Source organism: Aequorivita flava, from assembly GCF_038742595.1.
Lineage (GTDB): Bacteria > Bacteroidota > Bacteroidia > Flavobacteriales > Flavobacteriaceae > Aequorivita > Aequorivita marisscotiae.
In genome coordinates, this window is sequence record NZ_JBANCF010000003.1 from 235,210 (window position 1) to 252,711 (window position 17,502).

Consider the following 17,502-nt stretch of genomic DNA (forward strand, 5'->3'; position numbering starts at 1 on the left):
AAAACCTTTAGGGATTTAGCGATTTGGGGATATTGCAAAATTACAGATTTTCGAGCGCTGTTTTTAATTTTTTAGTAAGACTATCCACAACTAAATTGTACGAATGATCTATCAATTCCAGCAGCAAATTATGTGGCACATTTTGCTCTAATGCCACAGTATTCCAATGAACTTTACTCATGTGATAGCCCGGTACAATTAAGCCATCGTATGCTTCCCGCAGTTCAATGGCTCGTTCAGGATTACACTTTAAATTGGCTGTTGCAGGGTAGTTTTCCAAACCCACGAGGGCAAACATTTTACCCATTACCTTAAACACCAGCGTGTCTTCGCCAAAGGGAAAAGATTCGGTTACCCCTTTTTTGGAAATACAGTATTCTCTAAACTCTTCTATATTCATAAACTGCTAAATGGCAATGGTGCTCATTAATTTATTTTATAACCCAAGGCCGGTTTTTCATCAATATAAATTAGCAAAATCTTTGCTCCTATAATTAAGGGCACGTTAAACTTTATTCGGTCTGCTTCTCTTTCTACAGATTTAATTGGTACAACTTGATCTCCATACGAATATGAAATTTTTGCAGGATTAATATTTTTTATGGAGAATAAAATTTCGTCGTAATATTCCTCTTCAAATAACAAACCACTTTTGGGAGATTCAATATCTGTTGGCAATAGTTCTCTTTTAATTATTAGAGGCATTGCCGCAAACTGCTCTTTTGTAATTGTATCATTTAAAAAAGCGTCTTCAAACATATCGGGGTAATGGGTTTTTATAAATAATTCTGGCGGGGTTTTGTAATAAAAATACGTAGGATCCTTAATAAATTTTTCGTTGTACTTTCCTGCGCCCCAGGTAGCATCAAACAAATACGGTTTCCCGTCAATTGTAGCCACATTCCACATATGAATACGTTTAAAAGGCCGCCCAATATCTGAAAAATTAGATTTTATATCGCCTCGTACCAAATAGTTTTTTATTCCCTGCAACTCGCAAAGTCTTTCAAATAGCATGGCATAGCCTTCGCATACAGCCTGACCGGTTTTTATAGTACGTTGAATAATGTTATTTCGAAGTTTTTCGTCCTTTTCATTACGTTCACGATAGTTGGAAAACTTATAATCAAACTTTTTATATTCATCTGGATTGTACGCTATATTGTGAATAATCCACGTATAAATTGCTCTTACTTTATCTTTTTCGGAAACAAAATCGCGGGAGATGAATTTTGAAAGTTTCTCCGGACTCTCAAATGAATCTGGATACATTGTAAGAATAGCGTCAACGCGCTGATAGTCTTGCCCAAAAGCCGAAATATTCAATGCAATAAAAAACCAAAAAAGCAGCTTCATTTTTCCAAGGCAATTTTTTGGGGTATTTCATCAACTTGCAAGGCTGTGTAATCAAGTTTCCAATTAATAGTATCAACTAATTTTTCCATAAGTTGAATGGTTTCCAACGCTTGTTTTGAAGCTTCGTTCAGCAAACCACTCTCTGGAATTTTGGCGACAATATGTTTTTTGGCTTCTTGATTTATTTCGGTTAAATCGCCAGCAGTAAATGGGTTTGCCCAACCTTCTTTTTTATTGTAATATTTAAAATCTGTTTCAATGGAAAGTAATTCGGGTTGGGGAAAATTAGTTAAAACAATTGTTCGGGTTTTGGTATCGGCGTGCATCCGTACTTTGGTGAGGTCAAAACCAATGTGCGCTTTTGCATCAATTAAAATAAGGGCTTTCTTCTTCCCTAGTACTAAATTGAGCCATTTATCCTTTACATTTTCGTAGTGGAAAATTTCAGAAAAATCACCTTCAACCGTAATGAATTTGCAAACACTTCTAATTTTTTCCATTAAAATAACCGATTGGGCGTTTACCTTTTCCCTTCTTCCCCCGCCGCCAAATCGCGCGAAAATAAAGTATGCCAAAACGGCGCCAACAGCTAATCCTATAAATAGATATTCCATAATTTTAATTTCCTATTCTTCCCAAATGCGTATGTTTAAAATTGTCTGGAAATTTTAATCCATATCCAAAAATTCTATCCAGCGACGCATGAGCGAACAAAATTACAGCTATTAAAATTAACAACGAATAGTTACCGTAAAACCCTACCAAACCAATAGCGATGGCTATGGCTTTGTTGTGAAGTAGATTGTATGTAAATGCACCACTTTTAGAATTTATTAAATACCCAATCATTCCAATGTCTGGAGTGAGCAATAGCGCGGGAAACCACCACCACGCATATTCTAGCTGCGAAAAAAGAAAAATTGCCAAAATAAATTGCGCCGCTTCTTCGAGTTTTAAGGTTGTTTTCATCTTAAAAAATTTTATATAAAACTGGTTTGCTGGGCGAAGCATCATTATGGAATGAGGCTAGCTGCAGGTTAAGCAAGTAGCTACCGTCTTTAATTGCAGTGGGAACAAAGATTAGTTCTGAAATTGTACAATCTGTACGAGGGTTTTTCGGATAATTCCAAAAAGCTTTATGTGCCAAAAGGTTGCCGTCGTCTTTCTCTTTATCTACCGAGGGCAAGTCAATCAACAAATGTTTTACGCCTATTTCCCTTAAAAACAGCGCTGCTTTTTCGTTAAGATACGGCCAATTGGTATTGGACCAATGTTTCGATTTTTTTTCTGAATTATTCGGAAGCGTTCTAATTACAACGGCTTCGGGGGTTTTTCCGTTTAAGGATTTTTTAATGCTTTCTTCGGAAATGATTTCGTCCTCCCCTACTTTTTCGGGTTGTACCGAAATTACTTCGGCTAAAAAAAAGAAGGTTTTTAATGAGTCGTTTATAGAGTGGAATTCTTTTGAAATATGTCCAAAACATTCGGTATGTGTACCGTGGGCGTGCGGATTGAAAAAAACATTGTTGAAATTTACCGAAGCACCTTCGCAAACTTTTCCCGTCCACTCACCCATTATTACGGGTTTAATGGTGGGTTTGTTTTGGTACCAAGCCAATGGATTCTTTTCCGATGCTTGCAAAGGGATTGAAATATCCAATGGTTTGGATAGGTTAACGAGTATGGTTTTATTTTGAATTTCTATCGTGGTTTTCATCAATCTAAATTTACTAAGAATAAATCGGCCGCAATACCATCGCTTAAAAACTTTCCCTTTTTTGAAACTTTCAATGTTTGATTTTCAAGTATTAAAAGTTTGTTTTTTAATGAATCTTCGGCTTGTTTTAAAAGATATTCGGAGTATTTTGGACCAAACTCCCGTATAACTTTTTCTATTGACACCCCTTTTTTAGTTCGCAATCCCGTCATAATATATTCGTTGTATTTATCGGGTTTTGAAAGGGTTTCGGTTTCTAAAGGCAGTATGCCGGCTTTAATACTTTTTATGTATTTTGTATTGTTTGAAACATTCCAACTCCGCGAATTGCCATCGTAACCGTGTGCCGATGGTCCAATGCCCAAGTAAGGTTTTCCTTCCCAATATGCCGTATTATTACGCGAATGAAAACCTGGTTTTCCAAAATTTGAAAATTCATAATTATCGTAACCTGCCCTTTCGGTTTCGCTAAGTAAAATTTCATAATGTTGTTTTGCAACGGCTTCATCTACGGGCGGTACGATTCCTTTTTCAATAAATTTCTTTAAAGCCGTTTTTGGCTCAACGGTTAATGCATAACACGAAAGATGCGGTACCTGTAAGCTTAAAGCAATAGACAGATTTTTCTTCCAGCGTTCGTTGGTCATTCCGGGAATGCCATAAATTAAATCGATGCTGATGTTATCGAAATATTGTTTTGCCTCCTTTATAGACTCCAACGCTTCGGCAGCATTGTGCGCGCGGTTCATGAGCTTTAAATCTTCTTCAAAAAAAGATTGAATTCCTATAGAGAGTCTGTTTATACCGATGGTTTTATAATCGCTAAAAATAGTTTCCGACTGCGCACGGACCGATACAATATCATCTGGGTTTGCCTCGAGAGTTATTTCAGGATTTTCCGAAACTTTGAAGTTTTTGTAAACTTCACCAATCAATAATTGTAATTCCCCAATGGTTAACAATGAAGGGGTGCCGCCGCCAAAATAAATGGTTTCAACTTCGGTTTTTAATTCATTTTTTCGCATTGCCAATTCTTTGCACAGTGCTTCGACCAATTCGGGCTTTTTCTTTATGGAAGTAGAAAAGTGGAAGTCGCAGTAGTGGCAAGCTTGCTTACAGAACGGAATGTGAATGTAAATTCCGCCACTATTCTGCCTGTTATAATCGTGATTGAGCATTGTATTTTTCGGCATAATCCTAAACTATTATCTGCCGTTTTAAATATATAGAATTTTTAAAACCACAAAAACGTATTAAGTCTTCAAAATTAGTTATTATTTTTACCGAAATTGGACTTCTTCATTTTAAAAGTTGACAATCAAAAATCGTTGATAAACCATTAAAATTATGCATCGTTATTTATGTTTTTTTCTTTTATTGTTTTCCTTTCTTTCTATTGCACAAACTAATGATGAAATAATTCGGGTAGGATATGCAGGTTCGGCTCCCTTTGTAATTGAAGGTGAAAATGAGGAAGGAATCGTATTTGATATTTGGAAAGAAATTGCCTTTGATCTAAACCTAAAATATACATTGCAGGAATACGCTTCGGTTGAAGCGGGAATTGAAGCTGCAAAAAATAACGAAATAGCCATCCTGTTGGGCCCGACCACAATAAATGAGGAACGCGCCGAGGAAATTTCGTTTTCACAACCCTATTACAATACCGAAATGGCCATTTTGGCGCCTGTACAAGAACTTACGGTTTGGGAAAAAGTGAGTCCTATTTTCTCAAAAACATTTTTATTTGCAGTGCTTGGATTATTGTTAATACTTACCATTGTAGGCTTTTTATTTTGGCTGGTGGAAGGTAGAAAATTCAAAGAAGACTACGGAGAGCGCATACACCAGGGCATTGGCTCGGGTATTTGGTTGGCCATTGTTACGATGACCACGGTTGGGTATGGCGATTATTCGCCACGCACCCCAGCGGGCAGGGTAGTTATGGGTTCGTGGATGATACTATCGCTAATTCTTGCTACTTCTTTTGTGGCCGGAATTGCAACCACGCTTTCACTTACCGCGCGCGAAGACAAAACCATTACCAGCATACAGCAATTAGATGGTAAAAAAGTGGCGGTACCAGATTACAAAAAAATAATGGATCGGGTTCGGAATGTAGATGGGCAACCCATAGCTGTAAAAACGGTATCGGAGGGTTACAAGTTGCTTTTGGAGAAAAAAGTAGATGCTTTAATTTATGATGAAATTCCGTTGGAATATATTTTTTCAGATAAAGAAAAAGATCATTATGTGTTGAGTAAAAAGAAAATTGAACCGCAGTATTACGGTTTTGTGTTTCCTATAGGAAGCAATTTAAAAAGAAAGGTTGATTTAGAAATTATTCATTTACAGGATACAAAGGAAATTTCGCATATTGTGGAAGATTGGATTTCTAGAAATTAAGTTACTTTTTTACACGACCTTCATTCTGTTTTACAAAAGCAGCCCAGCCCGTGTAGCTTTTGCCCACCTCAACTTTCCCCATATTGTAAAAATGGCAAACCGCCGCTGCCAAACCATCGGTACTGTCTAAATTTTTTGGTAATTCCTTTAAACTTAAAACACTTTGCAGCATTTTAGCCACTTGCTCCTTGCTGGCATTGCCATTTCCGGTAATAGCCATTTTAATTTTTTTGGGCGAGTATTCGGTAATGGGAATTTCCCGTGAAAGTCCCGCTGCCATTGCCACTCCCTGCGCTCTTCCAAGTTTTAACATTGATTGAACGTTTTTGCCAAAAAAAGGTGCCTCAATGGCTATTTCGTCTGGCTTATGTGTGTCTATAAGCTCTACGGTTCGTTCAAAAATAAGTTTTAACTTTAGGTAATGGTCGTCGTATTTTTTTAGTTGAAGCTCATTGAGTTGTAAAAACTTCATTTTTTTTCCTACAACTTTTATAAGCCCAAAACCCATAATTGTGGTTCCGGGATCAATTCCTAAAATTATTTTTTCAGTTTTGTTTTCCATCTAGAAGAAGATCCTGCCTAGACAGGAATTTGTATTTTAGCATCATGATCGCCCAATCGCACAAAGCTAAACAATATCTACTTGCCACCGCAAAAGTTTTGGTGCTCACAATAACTTTTGGCTATATTTATTATAAACTGAAAAACTATTCATCGGTAGATTTAGAAGCATTTACATCCTCGGTTTTTTCCAAGGGAATTGTTTCAGGGTATCCGTTTTTGTTGTTTTTAATTCTAGCAGCTGCCAACTGGTATTTTGAAATAGCAAAGTGGCAAACCTTACTTTCCACAGTAGAAAAAATAAATTTTAAAACGGCTTTAAAACAGAGTTTGGCGGCGCTAACCATTTCATTGGCAACACCTAACCGCATTGGAGATTACGGTGCGAAAGCTTTGTTTTTTGAAGCGAAATTGCGTAAAAAAATACTTCTTTTAAATTTTTTTTCCGGTACGACACAAATGTTTGTCACCACAATTTTTGGAGTTTTTGGATTGTTATATTTACTGCAAAACTTCAATATTACGTATTCTATAACAACTGTAGCGATTGCTTTAGTTAGTGTGATTTTGATTTTTGTACTCGGCTATTTTTTTAAAGATAAAGTGCTTTTATTTAAAGATCTTTCTGTGGCGAGGGTTTTTCGTTTTTATTATAAGTTACCCCGTCAAGTTAAATTAAAAACAATACTCTTTTCGGTTTTTCGCTATGTAATTTTTAGCGTAATGTTTTATGCACTTTTATTATTTTTTGGAGGGAATATAAGCGTTTCAGCAGCCCTTCCTTTAATATTCGCAATGTATTTTTTGGTATCTGTATTGCCTTCAATTTTTTTTTTAGATGTGGTAATTCGCGGCGGAGTTGCGGTGTGGCTGTTTTCGCTAGTAGGGGTTTCTGAACTTACAGTTTTATGGTCCGTATTGGCAATGTGGCTTTTAAATTTTGTAATTCCTTCAATCTTGGGTAGCTTTTTTGTTTTTACCTATCAACCTGCTACCCGATGATTTGGGTCTTTTCCACCCTATATGTGGCGTACATTATTTGTATGCTAATTTTGGCCTTCGGATTTAAAAAGGTACCATTATTTTCTGAAAAAGTTGCAAAGCAAACAACTGGTTTTAGCATTGTAATTCCGTTTAGAAATGAAGCTGAAAACCTCTCGAAACTATTGGAAACGATAGAAGGTTTACATTATCCTTCCAATATGTTTGAAATTATATTTGTAAACGACGCTTCGGAAGATACTTCCGAACAAATTATTTCCGAAGCTACTGTAAAGAGTAAGCTTTCTATAAACCTAATTCAAAACAGACGCCGCACTTTTTCACCCAAAAAAGATGCTATCACCGAAGCCGTTAAACACGCAAATTTTGAATGGATTGCAACTACCGATGCAGACTGCGAATTGCCAAAAAGCTGGCTAACAACGTTCGATGGTTTTATTAAAAAAAATAAACCAATGATGGTTTGCGGTCCGGTTTTATACAAATCTAACGGGAGTTTTATTGAAAATTTTCAACAGTTGGATGCACTTAGTTTACAAGCAGTAACCATTGGTAGTTTTGGTTATAAAAATATATTATTGAGTAACGGCGCCAATTTAACTTATAAAAAAGAAGCTTTTATAAAAGTGAATGGTTTTAAAGGAAACGACCATATTGGCAGTGGCGACGATATTTTTTTGATGGAAAAAATAAAACAGACATTTCCGAAAAAAGTCTTGTATTTAAAATCGAAAGACGCAATTGTTATCACCAAGCCACAAAAAAACTGGAAAGCGGTTTTAAACCAGCGTATTCGTTGGGCTTCAAAAATCTCAAAGCAGCAAAATAAAATTTCATATTTCTTGGGAATGCTTGTTTTTTTAGTTAATATCTCAGTTTTAGCCTTGCCTTTCCTTATGATCTTTGATTCTGAAAATACTACAATTTATATCGCGTTGCTCGGCTTTAAAATTATAACCGATTATATAGTTTTGTTGCAATCGGGGGATTTTTTCGATATAAAAATCTCGTTTTGGAAATTTATTCGTCAGCCCTTTTTGTATGCTATTGTTATTGTTGCGGTAGTTGTTGGATCTTTGGACGGAACGTATTTGTGGAAAGGGCGAACCTTTAAAAAAGCCCAACAAACAAATTAAATTTTTTACCTTAGCCGTACTTAAAAATAAGTTGTTATGAAACCGTTTCTCCCTCATTTTGTTTGGTTGTTTTTACTTTTTGCAGGTACCCTGCAAGCCCAGCAGCAATACACTGTAGATGGCCAAACATATACTTTGAATACAGAAGTTGACGGCGAATTAACCTTACTTTGGAACACCATTGACGGTAAATACCGCTATTTTTCAAAAAAGGGAGCCCAAATTGAAGAGCTTAAAAACACCAAACAAAACGGGACATATTTAGAAGAATACAAAGTGGTTTTGAAGCAGCAGACCAAAGATGCTGCTGTTTCTACCGAAAAGGTAAATTTAACCTTACCGAGTTTGCACACTTTTTTTGCAAAGTACAACAAATTAAAAAACCCTAATTTTTACGAAGATTCGGCAACGATTGCTTTACAGTTTAGGCTCGGAGCTTTTGCGGGTATTAGCAATAGTATTTACACTTCAAATCCTACGAATGCATTTCAGCCAGTAGCTGGAATTGACTTTGAATTAATTGATGCGGTAAAATTAAAACGGCACGCTATGGTGCTTCAATTTAAACAAACTTTTGAAAGCGACGAGCATAAATATTCAGCTTCGCAACTATCGTTGAACTACCGTTTTAAATTTGTAAAAACCACAAAATTCGATGCTTTTATAAATGCCAAATTTGCTGCTTTTACTTATTCCAGTAGAGAATACACGGTTATACCTTTTGGAGGGCCAGCACAGGTTTATACGGAATCGGGCGGTGATTTTAATACGCCTCTAACTTTTGGAATTGGCGCAGACGTAAAAGTGGGCAAGGGTTTTATTACTTTTAACTACAGCGATATTGTAGGCTTAAATGTAGATAGTAATTCAGAATTTCCCATAGATTTAACGCTTGGGTACAAATTTGTACTCTAAGTTAATTGGTTTGAATAACCACAGGTAAGGTAAATCTTGTTTTTACAGGAATACCGCGTTTATAGGCAGGAGCAATGGGCTTGAGCGAATCTATACTTTGCACAATCCATTTTTCTAAACCGGGAAATTCTTTTCTCAGCAAAGTATCCATTTTAATTTCCAAAATATGTAGCTGTCCGTCGCTGCTTATTTCAAAATTTACTTTTACGGTGTCGGAAACTTCGCGTACGGCAATAATATTTTCGTGACTGATAGATTTATAAAGGTGACTGCTAATTGTATTGATAAAACAGTTTTTCTGTTCAGGTTTTTCTAATTTGTCTTCGCAGTTTGAAAATGAAGGATACCGATCTACTTCTTTCCAGTCAATAGCTTTAATTTCCTCTTTGTATATTTTTTCGGAAGTAACCTTTTCAGTTTCAAAAAACTGGCAGGAAGTTGCCAGTAGCAGAAGAAAAACAAAAAACAGTCGCTGTGTCATTTCAGAAAAAATTCAACTTGAAAAGTACAAATTTACTGAAAGTTAATTCTTTGGAAAGATAAGTTACTATTTATTAAAAAAAGACTCCAAAGGTTTCTTGAGAAGAGAAGCTCTTTTAACCTCGATTTAAAAAAAAATGAACTGAGAAGAAAGTAAAAAAGACCTCACAGGTTTTAAAAACCTGTAAGGTCTTAAGATAAAGTTTTATTCCACAACGTCAAAAACAATGGGCAGGGAGTATATCACGCCCACTTTTTTACCTTTTTGCTCACCGGGTTGCATTTGTGGTAACAATTTTACGACACGAACGGCCTCTACTTCAAGTTCTGGTTTTGGGGCTCGTGCCTTAACATCAACTATTTGCCCAGATTTGTCAATTTTAAATTGAACAAGAATCCTTTGTCTGCCTGTAAGTCCTAAATCACTCCCAAGTTTAGTGTTGAAATTTTCTCCAACAAAGGCACTTATCCGTTCTGTGAAACATTTTTTTAATGCTTCATTATTACCTTCACAACCGGGATAGGTTGGCACTTTCTCCATTTCGGAAAAGGAAAATGATTTGTCAGAATCATCTGCAGTTTCATTTAAATATTCCTGAACAGATGTATAAACTTTATCGCCCGGTTGTGCAGGGGTTGTTAGCAGTTTTAGTGCTTTTTCCTCTTCGGGAGTCATATCGCCCTTTTTCATAATAGCTTCGGCCAGTTCGTTGATTTTGTTCATCACTTCGGAGTCTGATTGCTGCACGGTTTGTGTTTCCTCCGCCTTTGGTTCGTTGCTGCAGGAAGCGTAAAACAGCATACTGCAAATTACTGGCAACAACAATAAATACTTGAGTTGCGCGATTTTTTTCGATTTTGATTTTTGTAACATACTAATTCGTTTTTTGATTAATGATTGATTGAAAAATGTATTGATGAATGAAATTTTCTCGGTTTGGAAAACTTCCGATAATAGGTTTTGATAATAAGAAGCTTTACTTTCTTGAGCGGTAATCTTGGCATCTGCAATATATTCATGTAGGGTTGCCAATTGGTTTTGGAAGAGATATACCATCGGGTTAAACCAAAATACGATTTTAAGAAATTCAAAAAAAAGCAGGTCTAGCGAATGTTTATCGTTTAGATGAATTTTTTCGTGAGCAATAATTTTTAATCTGTTTGCTTCAGAAATATTTTCACCTAAATATATAGTGTTTAAAAACGAAAATGCAGTATTGGTATTCGGAAGTATTTTGAGTTTAGTTCCATCGTTATTTTTTATAGTAACTACCGCTTTTAAGGTTGCTATTTTAATGTATTTATAAAGAAAAAACAGAGCGCTAACCGTTATTCCCAAGAAATAAATATCTAAAAAACTGGGAATCCAAGTTCCTGTATTAGTTGATATTGTTTCGAATGTGTTGGCGCCAATAACAACAGCTGGCAATTGTTGCACAAATTCCTGAGGCACGGTTTGCTGAAGAAAATCTAAACTTATAAATGGTAAAATGCAGCCCAAAATTGGAGTGACTAACAGATAGATTCTGTTTAAACCAAAAAAGGTTTCTTTTTTTAGAAAGAGGTTGTACACTGCCAAAAACAGGCATTGAAAAACGAATATTTGTAGGAGTAAGTGTATCATTTTCCAGTTTTTTCAGAATTAATTTCTTTCATTATAGCTTCCATTTCCTGAATACTTATATCGTTCTTCTTCATAAAAAAGGAAACCATGCTTTTAAACGAGCCTTGAAAATAGCCCTCCATTAACTTATTTAAGGATTGATTGCTGTATTCGGTTTTTTTCACCTTTGGGAAATAAATATGGCCTCTTCCTTCTTTACGGTAATCCACAAAATTTTTGCTTTCCAGAATACGTACAATGGTGGAAACGGTGTTATAAGCAGGTTTTGGCTCTGGCAGTTGCTCTATAATTGATGCTACATTAGCTTCCTCCAAATCCCAAAGGATCTGCATAATATCTTCTTCGGCTTTTGTTAATTGTTTCATTTGTCGGTTGTCGGTTGTCGGTTGTCGGTTGTCGGTTGTCGGTTGTCGGTTGTCGGTTGTCGGTTGTCGGTTGTCGGTTGTCGGTTGTCGGTTGTCGGTTGTCGGTTTTCGGTTGTCGGTTGTCGGTTGTCGGTTGTCAAATATAACTAAATAATTAGTTTGAACTAATTTGTTAGTTGTTAAAGTTTTTCATTAAAAAAACCTGACTGATTTTGGAAAATCGGTCAGGGTTATATTTTATGATTTGGATTGAATTCGGTATTTACATCCAAACAGTTTTTGTTTCAATAGAATTTTTTCGTGTTCCTTCGGGCAGAGGCTCGTCGTATTTGCCTAAATAGAACAATCCCAAGCACTGTTCTCCCTCCTCCAATTGAATAAACTTGTCCATATATTTTAAAATACCTGGAGTAGACCAATACGCTCCTATTCCCAAGTCGTGAGCGGTAAGCCACATATTTTGCACAGCCATGGCGGTCGCGGCAATTTCTTCCCATTCTGGCAGGCTTTCTTTCGGGTCGCGCTGCATACAAATTACTATTACACAGCCTGCCTTTACAGGGTTGTCCATAAGCTTATTATATGTAAATTCGGAGAATTTTTCGGTGGTTTGTTTATAGGTTTCGGCCATAAATTTACCCAGACCAACTTGTGAAACACCGTGAAAAACCCTAAATCGCCATGGTTCGGTACGCTTATGGGTAGGCGCCCAATTTGCGGCTTCGAGTATATTTAATACATCTTCCTTTGCAATGGGTTGTTTGTTGTATTGGGCTGGAAAAACCGCGCGGCGGCTTTTTATACTATTTAAAATCATTTCTATCAATTAGAGGCGTGAAGATAGCAAATGCGGGTATTAAAACAAACAATTTGAGTGTAATGTGTGTTTTTAAACAATACTCCCGTTTGTAATTAATTTCGCGGTTTCTTTTTAGCAATTGCCTTAGCACCTACTCTAGACATTGCACATCTAAACCCTATATAGTCTGTAGCCAAATATTGTGGCATAAAGCGCCTTTGAGCGGGATCTAACCAATATTCACGATCGCGCCATGAACCTCCTTTAAATACGCGCACTTCATTATTTATAAGAGTGGTTCTATGGGAACTTTTATCGTATTGCCTATGTACTTTTCCAGCACTATCTATCCTTGCGGTGTGTACCGGCGCATTATACATTGGACGAGCTTCTTGGGAATCTTTATTTCCATATCTTCTTGAGCTTAAATCGCCATCGATATAATTTCGGTTGTCGCTGGTAGAAAAGTTTGTTCTAAGATACGTTTCGTTTTCATCTACTGGTATTTGAACCAACTCACCCGGAAGTTGTCTGGGAATTAGCTTTCCAGTTTGTAAAGTGTCATAAATAATAGTGTTTGGCGTTACAACATTAAAACTACCATCTGGATTTCTTGAATCTTTGGTATATATATTTCCGCGGTGGTAGTTAAAGTCGTTATACTCATCGGCAATTAAGGGTCGATAAACATCTGCAACCCATTCGGCAACATTTCCAGCCATATCGTAAATACCCAAATCGTTTGGAGGATAGCTTTTTACTTGAGCCGTAATATCGGCATTGTCATCGCTCCAGCCAGCAATGCCACCATAATCGCCTTTAGAATTTTTAAAATTAGCCAATTGATCGCCTCTCATTTGACGCTTGCCCGATCTAGTATATTGTCCGTCCCAAGGATATTTTTTTCGTCCCTTGTGTGTATTGTATTCCCTGATACTTGTAAGTCCCAAGGCCGCGTACTCCCACTCCGCTTCTGTTGGTAGTCGGTACGCTGGAAGAAATGCACCATCTTTTTGTTGTAAATACAAGCTTATATTTTTGGCACCTATAGCAGTACTGTCATTTCTGTATTTTAGCAATTTACTGGCTCGTTTCCCACCACTTAAAATAGAGTCGCTACCGCCATACGTTAAGGTGGGTGCCTGAAGGTAAGTATGGGTAGAAAATAGTTTATCGCCAGTTACGTTATACCGTGCATTACGTGCTGTAAAATTCATTTCTTCCAGAATTTTTTCATTCACTCTATCTGTGCGCCATTCACAAAAATTTACAGCTTGAACCCAGCTAACCCCTACTACAGGATATTCAGAAAACGCTGGATGACGTAAATAGTTTTTAACCATGGATTCGTTGAAGCCAAGTGGATTGCGCCAAACCAAAGTATCTGGAATAGCGCTGGTGAGAATGTATTTATAATTGTCTATCTCTGGTGGAAAAACACGTTTTAACCAATCCAAATATTCTAAATACATAATATTGGTAACCTCAGACTCATCTATATAAAAAGACATTACATGTTGCTGAGTAGGGGTATTATCCCATTCGCCTAGCGGATTGTCTTGAACGCGGCCCATTGTATAAGTTCCGCCCTCAACAAAAACCAAACCTGGTCCTGTTTCTTGCTCCTTGGTAGTTTTATTGTAATTACTAGCCGACCCACCCGTGCGACCAATCATTTTCCATCCTGTGGCTCGTGAACTGTTTTTATAATCGCGTTTGTTGGAACAGGAAACAGAGAGAATTATACAAAAGACAAGTAGGATTCGGGGCATTTAAAGTTTGATTTAGGAATTTCAAAAATAAAATTAAAATCATGGCTTTCAAATTTTTTAACGCAATAATATAAATGTAACGTTAACATAGGCCGAAAAATAGAGAGACCGCTAAACATCTTAAAATAAAATATTTATCATTGAATTAGTGATTAAATGCAGTAACATTATTTTTAGATAAACTATAAGAATTCGGTTAAAGCGAATAAAATTTCGGATAAAGTGCATAAAAAATTCTTAAAATTGATTTTTTAATTTATATTTGAAATTCATTTATATCATTTTAACTATGAAAAACTACGTGCTATCATTTTCATCCAATAAGGTAATCGCGGTTACGGCAATTGTTATTACGTTTTTTTTCTTTGGAAATAGTTCAATGTTAGCACAACAAGCTACTACTACAATAAACCTTGTACTGGCTGATGTACTCTCAATTGAACCCGGTAGTGTTGCCGATGGTGGCACTGTTGATTTTCTATATGAAAATGTAAATGATTACAATTCAGAAAAGACCGCTACGATAAACAACAGCTTAATTATTACATTTTCAAAACCTTTCGATTTAAAAGTAAAAGCAAACGGCGCTACTTTTGAAAATGGATCGCACCATATTCCGGTAGATGTACTAACTATTCGAAAGAATGAGAGTTCTCAATTAACCGGTTCTTCTGCTCCCGTAGTTTTATCTACCCAGGACCAAGTTTTAATTTCTGGTGCAGACCAAGGGAGCAAACTTAATTTAGATTTAGATTATATTATTCCACAAGCCAGATCTACCTCTTCAGATATACTTGGAAAACCAGCTGGCATTTATTCCCAAAAGGTTACCTACACCTTAACCGCCATTTAATTATATTGCATTTTTTTTAGTTATACCCTTCATATATAACGCAAGTTATTCCACAAGTCATTTTATTAGATAGGCTGAAGTTCGCACTATTACTGCGCGCCCGCCATATTTTTAGGATTTTTTATAGTCTGATATTACCTCTGTAGTTATTTTACTACACACAGTTACAATTTCTACTACAGGCCAAATTTGAAACGCACTCTATATTTGCAGTGTCAAAAACAAGTAACTGACATTATAAAAAACAATATCAAACCCTAAACCCTATAAAAATGAAAAACCTAGTAATTATTTCAACTTTAGCTCTTGGAGCTTTCTTTTTCGGAACCAACAACGCAGCAGCTCAAAACAATACTGCTACTACTACAGTAAACATTATCTTAGCAGATGTAATCTCAATCGACGCCGGCAGTGTTGCCATTGGCGGAGAAGTTGCTTTCAACTACGTTACAGCAGCAGACTATAACACAGATACTACTATAAACGTTCCAAATAGTTTGAAAGTTACTTCTACAAAAAACTTTGATATTAAAGTAAAAGCTGACGGTGCTAACTTTACAAATGGAACAAACAACATTCCTGTGAATGTACTAACCATTAAGCCAGTTGCTGGCGGTACTACAACTATGACCGGAACACCGGCAAACATTGTCTTGACCACCTCGGACCAAACATTGATCAGCAACGCGACATTGGGAAGCGCAGTGGTTTTAGAGCTAGATTATTTAATTCCTGCTGCTAGATCTTCTTCTACGGACATTTTAGGAAAACCGGCAGGAACCTATACGCAAACAGTAACTTATACTGCTACTGCACTATAATACGAATAGTATTCTGAATAAAATTTAGGGATCTCCTTGGATGCAGTTGCTGTAGCCTTGGGGATCCTTTTCAAATTTATAAAATACTTAAATCTTCTCTTGTAGTTAATTAACTACACACACTTACAACTTCTACTACAAACTAAACTTGCAATGCATTCTATATTTGTAGTGTCAAAAACAAAGTAAAAGACATTTTTAAAAAATAATAACAACCCCTAAATTTAATAAAATGAAAAACCTACTAATTATTTCTACACTAGCTCTTGGAGCATTTTTCTTCGGAACTAACAACGCAGCAGCTCAAAACAATACTGCTACTACTACAGTAAACATTATCTTAGCAGATGTAATCTCAATCGACGCCGGCAGTGTTGCCATTGGCGGAGAAGTTGCTTTCAACTACGTTACAGCAGCAGACTATAACACAGATACTACTGTAAACGTTCCAAATAGTTTGAAAGTTACTTCTACAAAAAACTTTGATATTAAAGTAAAAGCTGACGGTGCTAACTTTACAGATGGAACAAACAACATTCCTGTGGATGTACTAACCATTAAGCCAGTTGCTGGCGGTACTACAACTATGACCGGAACACCGGCAAACATTGTCTTGACCACCTCGGACCAAACATTGATCAGCAACGCGACATTGGGAAGCGCAGTGGTTTTAGAGCTAGATTATTTAATTCCTGCTGCTAGATCTTCTTCTACGGACATTTTAGGAAAACCGGCAGGAACCTATACGCAAACAGTAACTTATACTGCTACTGCACTATAAATCTGGTTTTAACGCCTAAAGATTCCCTAAGTTACTTTTTTAACGTAATTTTGGGAATCTTTTTTCATTATAAAACCCTACATCGTATTATGCGCACCTACTGGCATTATTCTCTTATTTTATTCTTTTGTACTTCCTTCGGCCAATCAATTTTTGCACAAGGAATTTCTATGTCGCCCACGCGACTTTTCTTTACTGGCAATCCCGGCGAAACAATAAGTCAACCTGTAATTTTAAACAACAGTTCAGAAACAGATTATGTGTTTAACATAAACACAAAAGACTGGAAAAGAGAGGAAGATGGCAACAAAGTGTACTTTGAACCTGGTACCTTAGAAAATTCTAACGCTACTTGGATCTCCACCACTGAGTCATCCGTAAACCTTCCAGCTAAAAGTACCAAGGAAATTATAGTTACCATGAAAATTCCTGTGGACGCCTCAGCTTCGGCCGTAACAAACAGTATGTTGTTTTTTACGCAGATTGGCAAACAAAAAGACAAAGCAGAGCAACAAAAAGGAATAGGGATTATAGCCTTGTTTGAATTTGGTTTGCACGTTTATTGCACCCCACCAAACAATAATACCTTGAGTTTGGAGATTATGAGTATTGAGGATATCTCTGATGAAAATACTACTTCACGAAAAGTTGCAATTGGTATTGAAAACGACGGCAATGTAATAAACGACGCCTCTGTAGAATTAGAACTTACAAATACTTCAACTGGCGAGGAACTTAAACTGAACCCAATCAATATTTCTATGCTTCCCGGCACCAAACAAGTTGTAAAATTTAATTTACCCGAAGGATTAACAGGAACTTATCTGGGAGTTACCATTATAAAAATGGCAGGAACCAACGATTTACGAGTCGGTGAAAAAACCTTCGAGTTTTAAAAACTGAAATTGATATCC

General features: G+C 36.5%; 21 protein-coding genes. 8 read left to right on the forward strand and 13 right to left on the reverse strand.

Annotation, left to right across the window (positions count from 1 at the left end; translation table 11 throughout):
• Positions 1–40: 40 nt before the first annotated feature.
• From VZD24_RS05860 to hemW, 6 genes are read right to left on the reverse strand one after another with little or no spacing between them, the layout of a single operon-like run.
• Positions 41–400 (reverse strand): MmcQ/YjbR family DNA-binding protein, encoded by a 360-nt coding sequence (locus VZD24_RS05860; protein ID WP_342687078.1) that lies wholly within the window; start codon positions 398–400, stop codon positions 41–43.
• Positions 401–426: 26 nt separating this feature from the next.
• The gene (locus VZD24_RS05865) at positions 427–1,356 is read right to left on the reverse strand and encodes a transglutaminase domain-containing protein (protein WP_342687077.1); all 930 of its coding nucleotides are present in this window, start codon (positions 1,354–1,356) and stop codon (positions 427–429) included.
• The gene (locus VZD24_RS05870; RefSeq protein WP_279449240.1) at positions 1,353–1,970 is read right to left on the reverse strand and encodes a DUF4230 domain-containing protein; all 618 of its coding nucleotides are present in this window, start codon (positions 1,968–1,970) and stop codon (positions 1,353–1,355) included. Before VZD24_RS05870 ends, VZD24_RS05865 begins: the two co-directional genes overlap by 4 nt.
• A gap of 4 nt (positions 1,971–1,974) precedes the next feature.
• Positions 1,975–2,325, reverse strand: coding sequence for a DUF4260 domain-containing protein (locus VZD24_RS05875; protein ID WP_279449241.1), 351 nt, complete (start codon positions 2,323–2,325; stop codon positions 1,975–1,977).
• A 1-nt stretch (position 2,326) separates the two neighbouring features.
• A complete protein-coding gene (locus VZD24_RS05880) occupies positions 2,327–3,073 on the reverse strand; it encodes a cyclase family protein (RefSeq protein ID WP_342687076.1) in 747 nt (248 codons plus the stop codon).
• Entirely contained in the window at positions 3,073–4,266 is a 1,194-nt protein-coding gene (gene hemW / locus VZD24_RS05885) for a radical SAM family heme chaperone HemW (protein ID WP_342687075.1), read from the reverse strand. The genes VZD24_RS05880 and hemW overlap by 1 nt, the downstream gene beginning before the upstream one ends.
• Positions 4,267–4,420: 154 nt before the next feature.
• Here hemW and VZD24_RS05890 point away from each other — a divergent pair, with 154 nt between their 5' ends.
• Positions 4,421–5,479, forward strand: a complete 1,059-nt coding sequence (locus tag VZD24_RS05890; protein WP_342687074.1) for a transporter substrate-binding domain-containing protein — start codon at positions 4,421–4,423, stop codon at positions 5,477–5,479.
• Between the two features lies 1 nt (position 5,480).
• Here the strand turns inward: VZD24_RS05890 and ruvC are convergent, their stop codons facing one another.
• Entirely contained in the window at positions 5,481–6,041 is a 561-nt protein-coding gene (ruvC, locus tag VZD24_RS05895; protein ID WP_279449245.1) for a crossover junction endodeoxyribonuclease RuvC, read from the reverse strand.
• A 29-nt stretch (positions 6,042–6,070) separates the two neighbouring features.
• Here ruvC and VZD24_RS05900 point away from each other — a divergent pair, with 29 nt between their 5' ends.
• From VZD24_RS05900 to VZD24_RS05910, 3 genes are read left to right on the forward strand one after another with little or no spacing between them, the layout of a single operon-like run.
• Complete coding sequence (locus VZD24_RS05900) at positions 6,071–7,042, forward strand: lysylphosphatidylglycerol synthase domain-containing protein (protein WP_342688775.1); 972 nt, start codon at positions 6,071–6,073, stop codon at positions 7,040–7,042.
• Positions 7,039–8,178, forward strand: a complete 1,140-nt coding sequence (locus tag VZD24_RS05905; RefSeq protein ID WP_342687072.1) for a glycosyltransferase family 2 protein — start codon at positions 7,039–7,041, stop codon at positions 8,176–8,178. Before VZD24_RS05900 ends, VZD24_RS05905 begins: the two co-directional genes overlap by 4 nt.
• A 36-nt stretch (positions 8,179–8,214) precedes the next feature.
• Positions 8,215–9,093: a hypothetical protein gene (locus VZD24_RS05910; RefSeq protein WP_342687071.1), complete on the forward strand. Its 879-nt coding sequence runs from the start codon at positions 8,215–8,217 to the stop codon at positions 9,091–9,093.
• 1 nt (position 9,094) lies between these two features.
• On the opposite strand, the gene VZD24_RS05915 is transcribed toward VZD24_RS05910, so the two are convergent.
• From VZD24_RS05915 to gldJ, 6 genes are all read right to left on the reverse strand, one after another.
• Positions 9,095–9,574, reverse strand: coding sequence for a hypothetical protein (locus tag VZD24_RS05915; RefSeq protein ID WP_279449249.1), 480 nt, complete (start codon positions 9,572–9,574; stop codon positions 9,095–9,097).
• Between the two features lie 204 nt (positions 9,575–9,778).
• Positions 9,779–11,197, reverse strand: coding sequence for a M56 family metallopeptidase (locus VZD24_RS05920; protein WP_342687070.1), 1,419 nt, complete (start codon positions 11,195–11,197; stop codon positions 9,779–9,781).
• Positions 11,194–11,562, reverse strand: a complete 369-nt coding sequence (locus VZD24_RS05925; protein ID WP_342687069.1) for a BlaI/MecI/CopY family transcriptional regulator — start codon at positions 11,560–11,562, stop codon at positions 11,194–11,196. The genes VZD24_RS05920 and VZD24_RS05925 overlap by 4 nt, the downstream gene beginning before the upstream one ends.
• Positions 11,559–11,702 (reverse strand): hypothetical protein, encoded by a 144-nt coding sequence (locus VZD24_RS05930; RefSeq protein ID WP_342687068.1) that lies wholly within the window; start codon positions 11,700–11,702, stop codon positions 11,559–11,561. Before VZD24_RS05930 ends, VZD24_RS05925 begins: the two co-directional genes overlap by 4 nt.
• Positions 11,703–11,824: 122 nt before the next feature.
• On the reverse strand, positions 11,825–12,379 hold the full coding sequence (locus VZD24_RS05935; protein ID WP_342687067.1) for a nitroreductase family protein: 555 nt from the start codon (positions 12,377–12,379) through the stop codon (positions 11,825–11,827).
• Positions 12,380–12,474: 95 nt separating this feature from the next.
• Positions 12,475–14,133: a gliding motility lipoprotein GldJ gene (gene gldJ, locus VZD24_RS05940; protein ID WP_279449253.1), complete on the reverse strand. Its 1,659-nt coding sequence runs from the start codon at positions 14,131–14,133 to the stop codon at positions 12,475–12,477.
• Between the two features lie 289 nt (positions 14,134–14,422).
• Between gldJ and VZD24_RS05945 the strand changes: the two genes are divergently transcribed.
• From VZD24_RS05945 to VZD24_RS05960, 4 genes are all read left to right on the forward strand, one after another.
• Positions 14,423–14,986, forward strand: coding sequence for a peptidoglycan-binding protein LysM (locus VZD24_RS05945; protein WP_279449254.1), 564 nt, complete (start codon positions 14,423–14,425; stop codon positions 14,984–14,986).
• 272 nt (positions 14,987–15,258) lie between these two features.
• Positions 15,259–15,807: a peptidoglycan-binding protein LysM gene (locus VZD24_RS05950; RefSeq protein ID WP_342687066.1), complete on the forward strand. Its 549-nt coding sequence runs from the start codon at positions 15,259–15,261 to the stop codon at positions 15,805–15,807.
• 232 nt (positions 15,808–16,039) lie between these two features.
• A complete protein-coding gene (locus VZD24_RS05955) occupies positions 16,040–16,588 on the forward strand; it encodes a peptidoglycan-binding protein LysM (protein ID WP_279449256.1) in 549 nt (182 codons plus the stop codon).
• A gap of 89 nt (positions 16,589–16,677) precedes the next feature.
• Positions 16,678–17,484, forward strand: coding sequence for a hypothetical protein (locus VZD24_RS05960; RefSeq protein WP_279449257.1), 807 nt, complete (start codon positions 16,678–16,680; stop codon positions 17,482–17,484).
• Positions 17,485–17,502 lie beyond the last annotated feature (18 nt).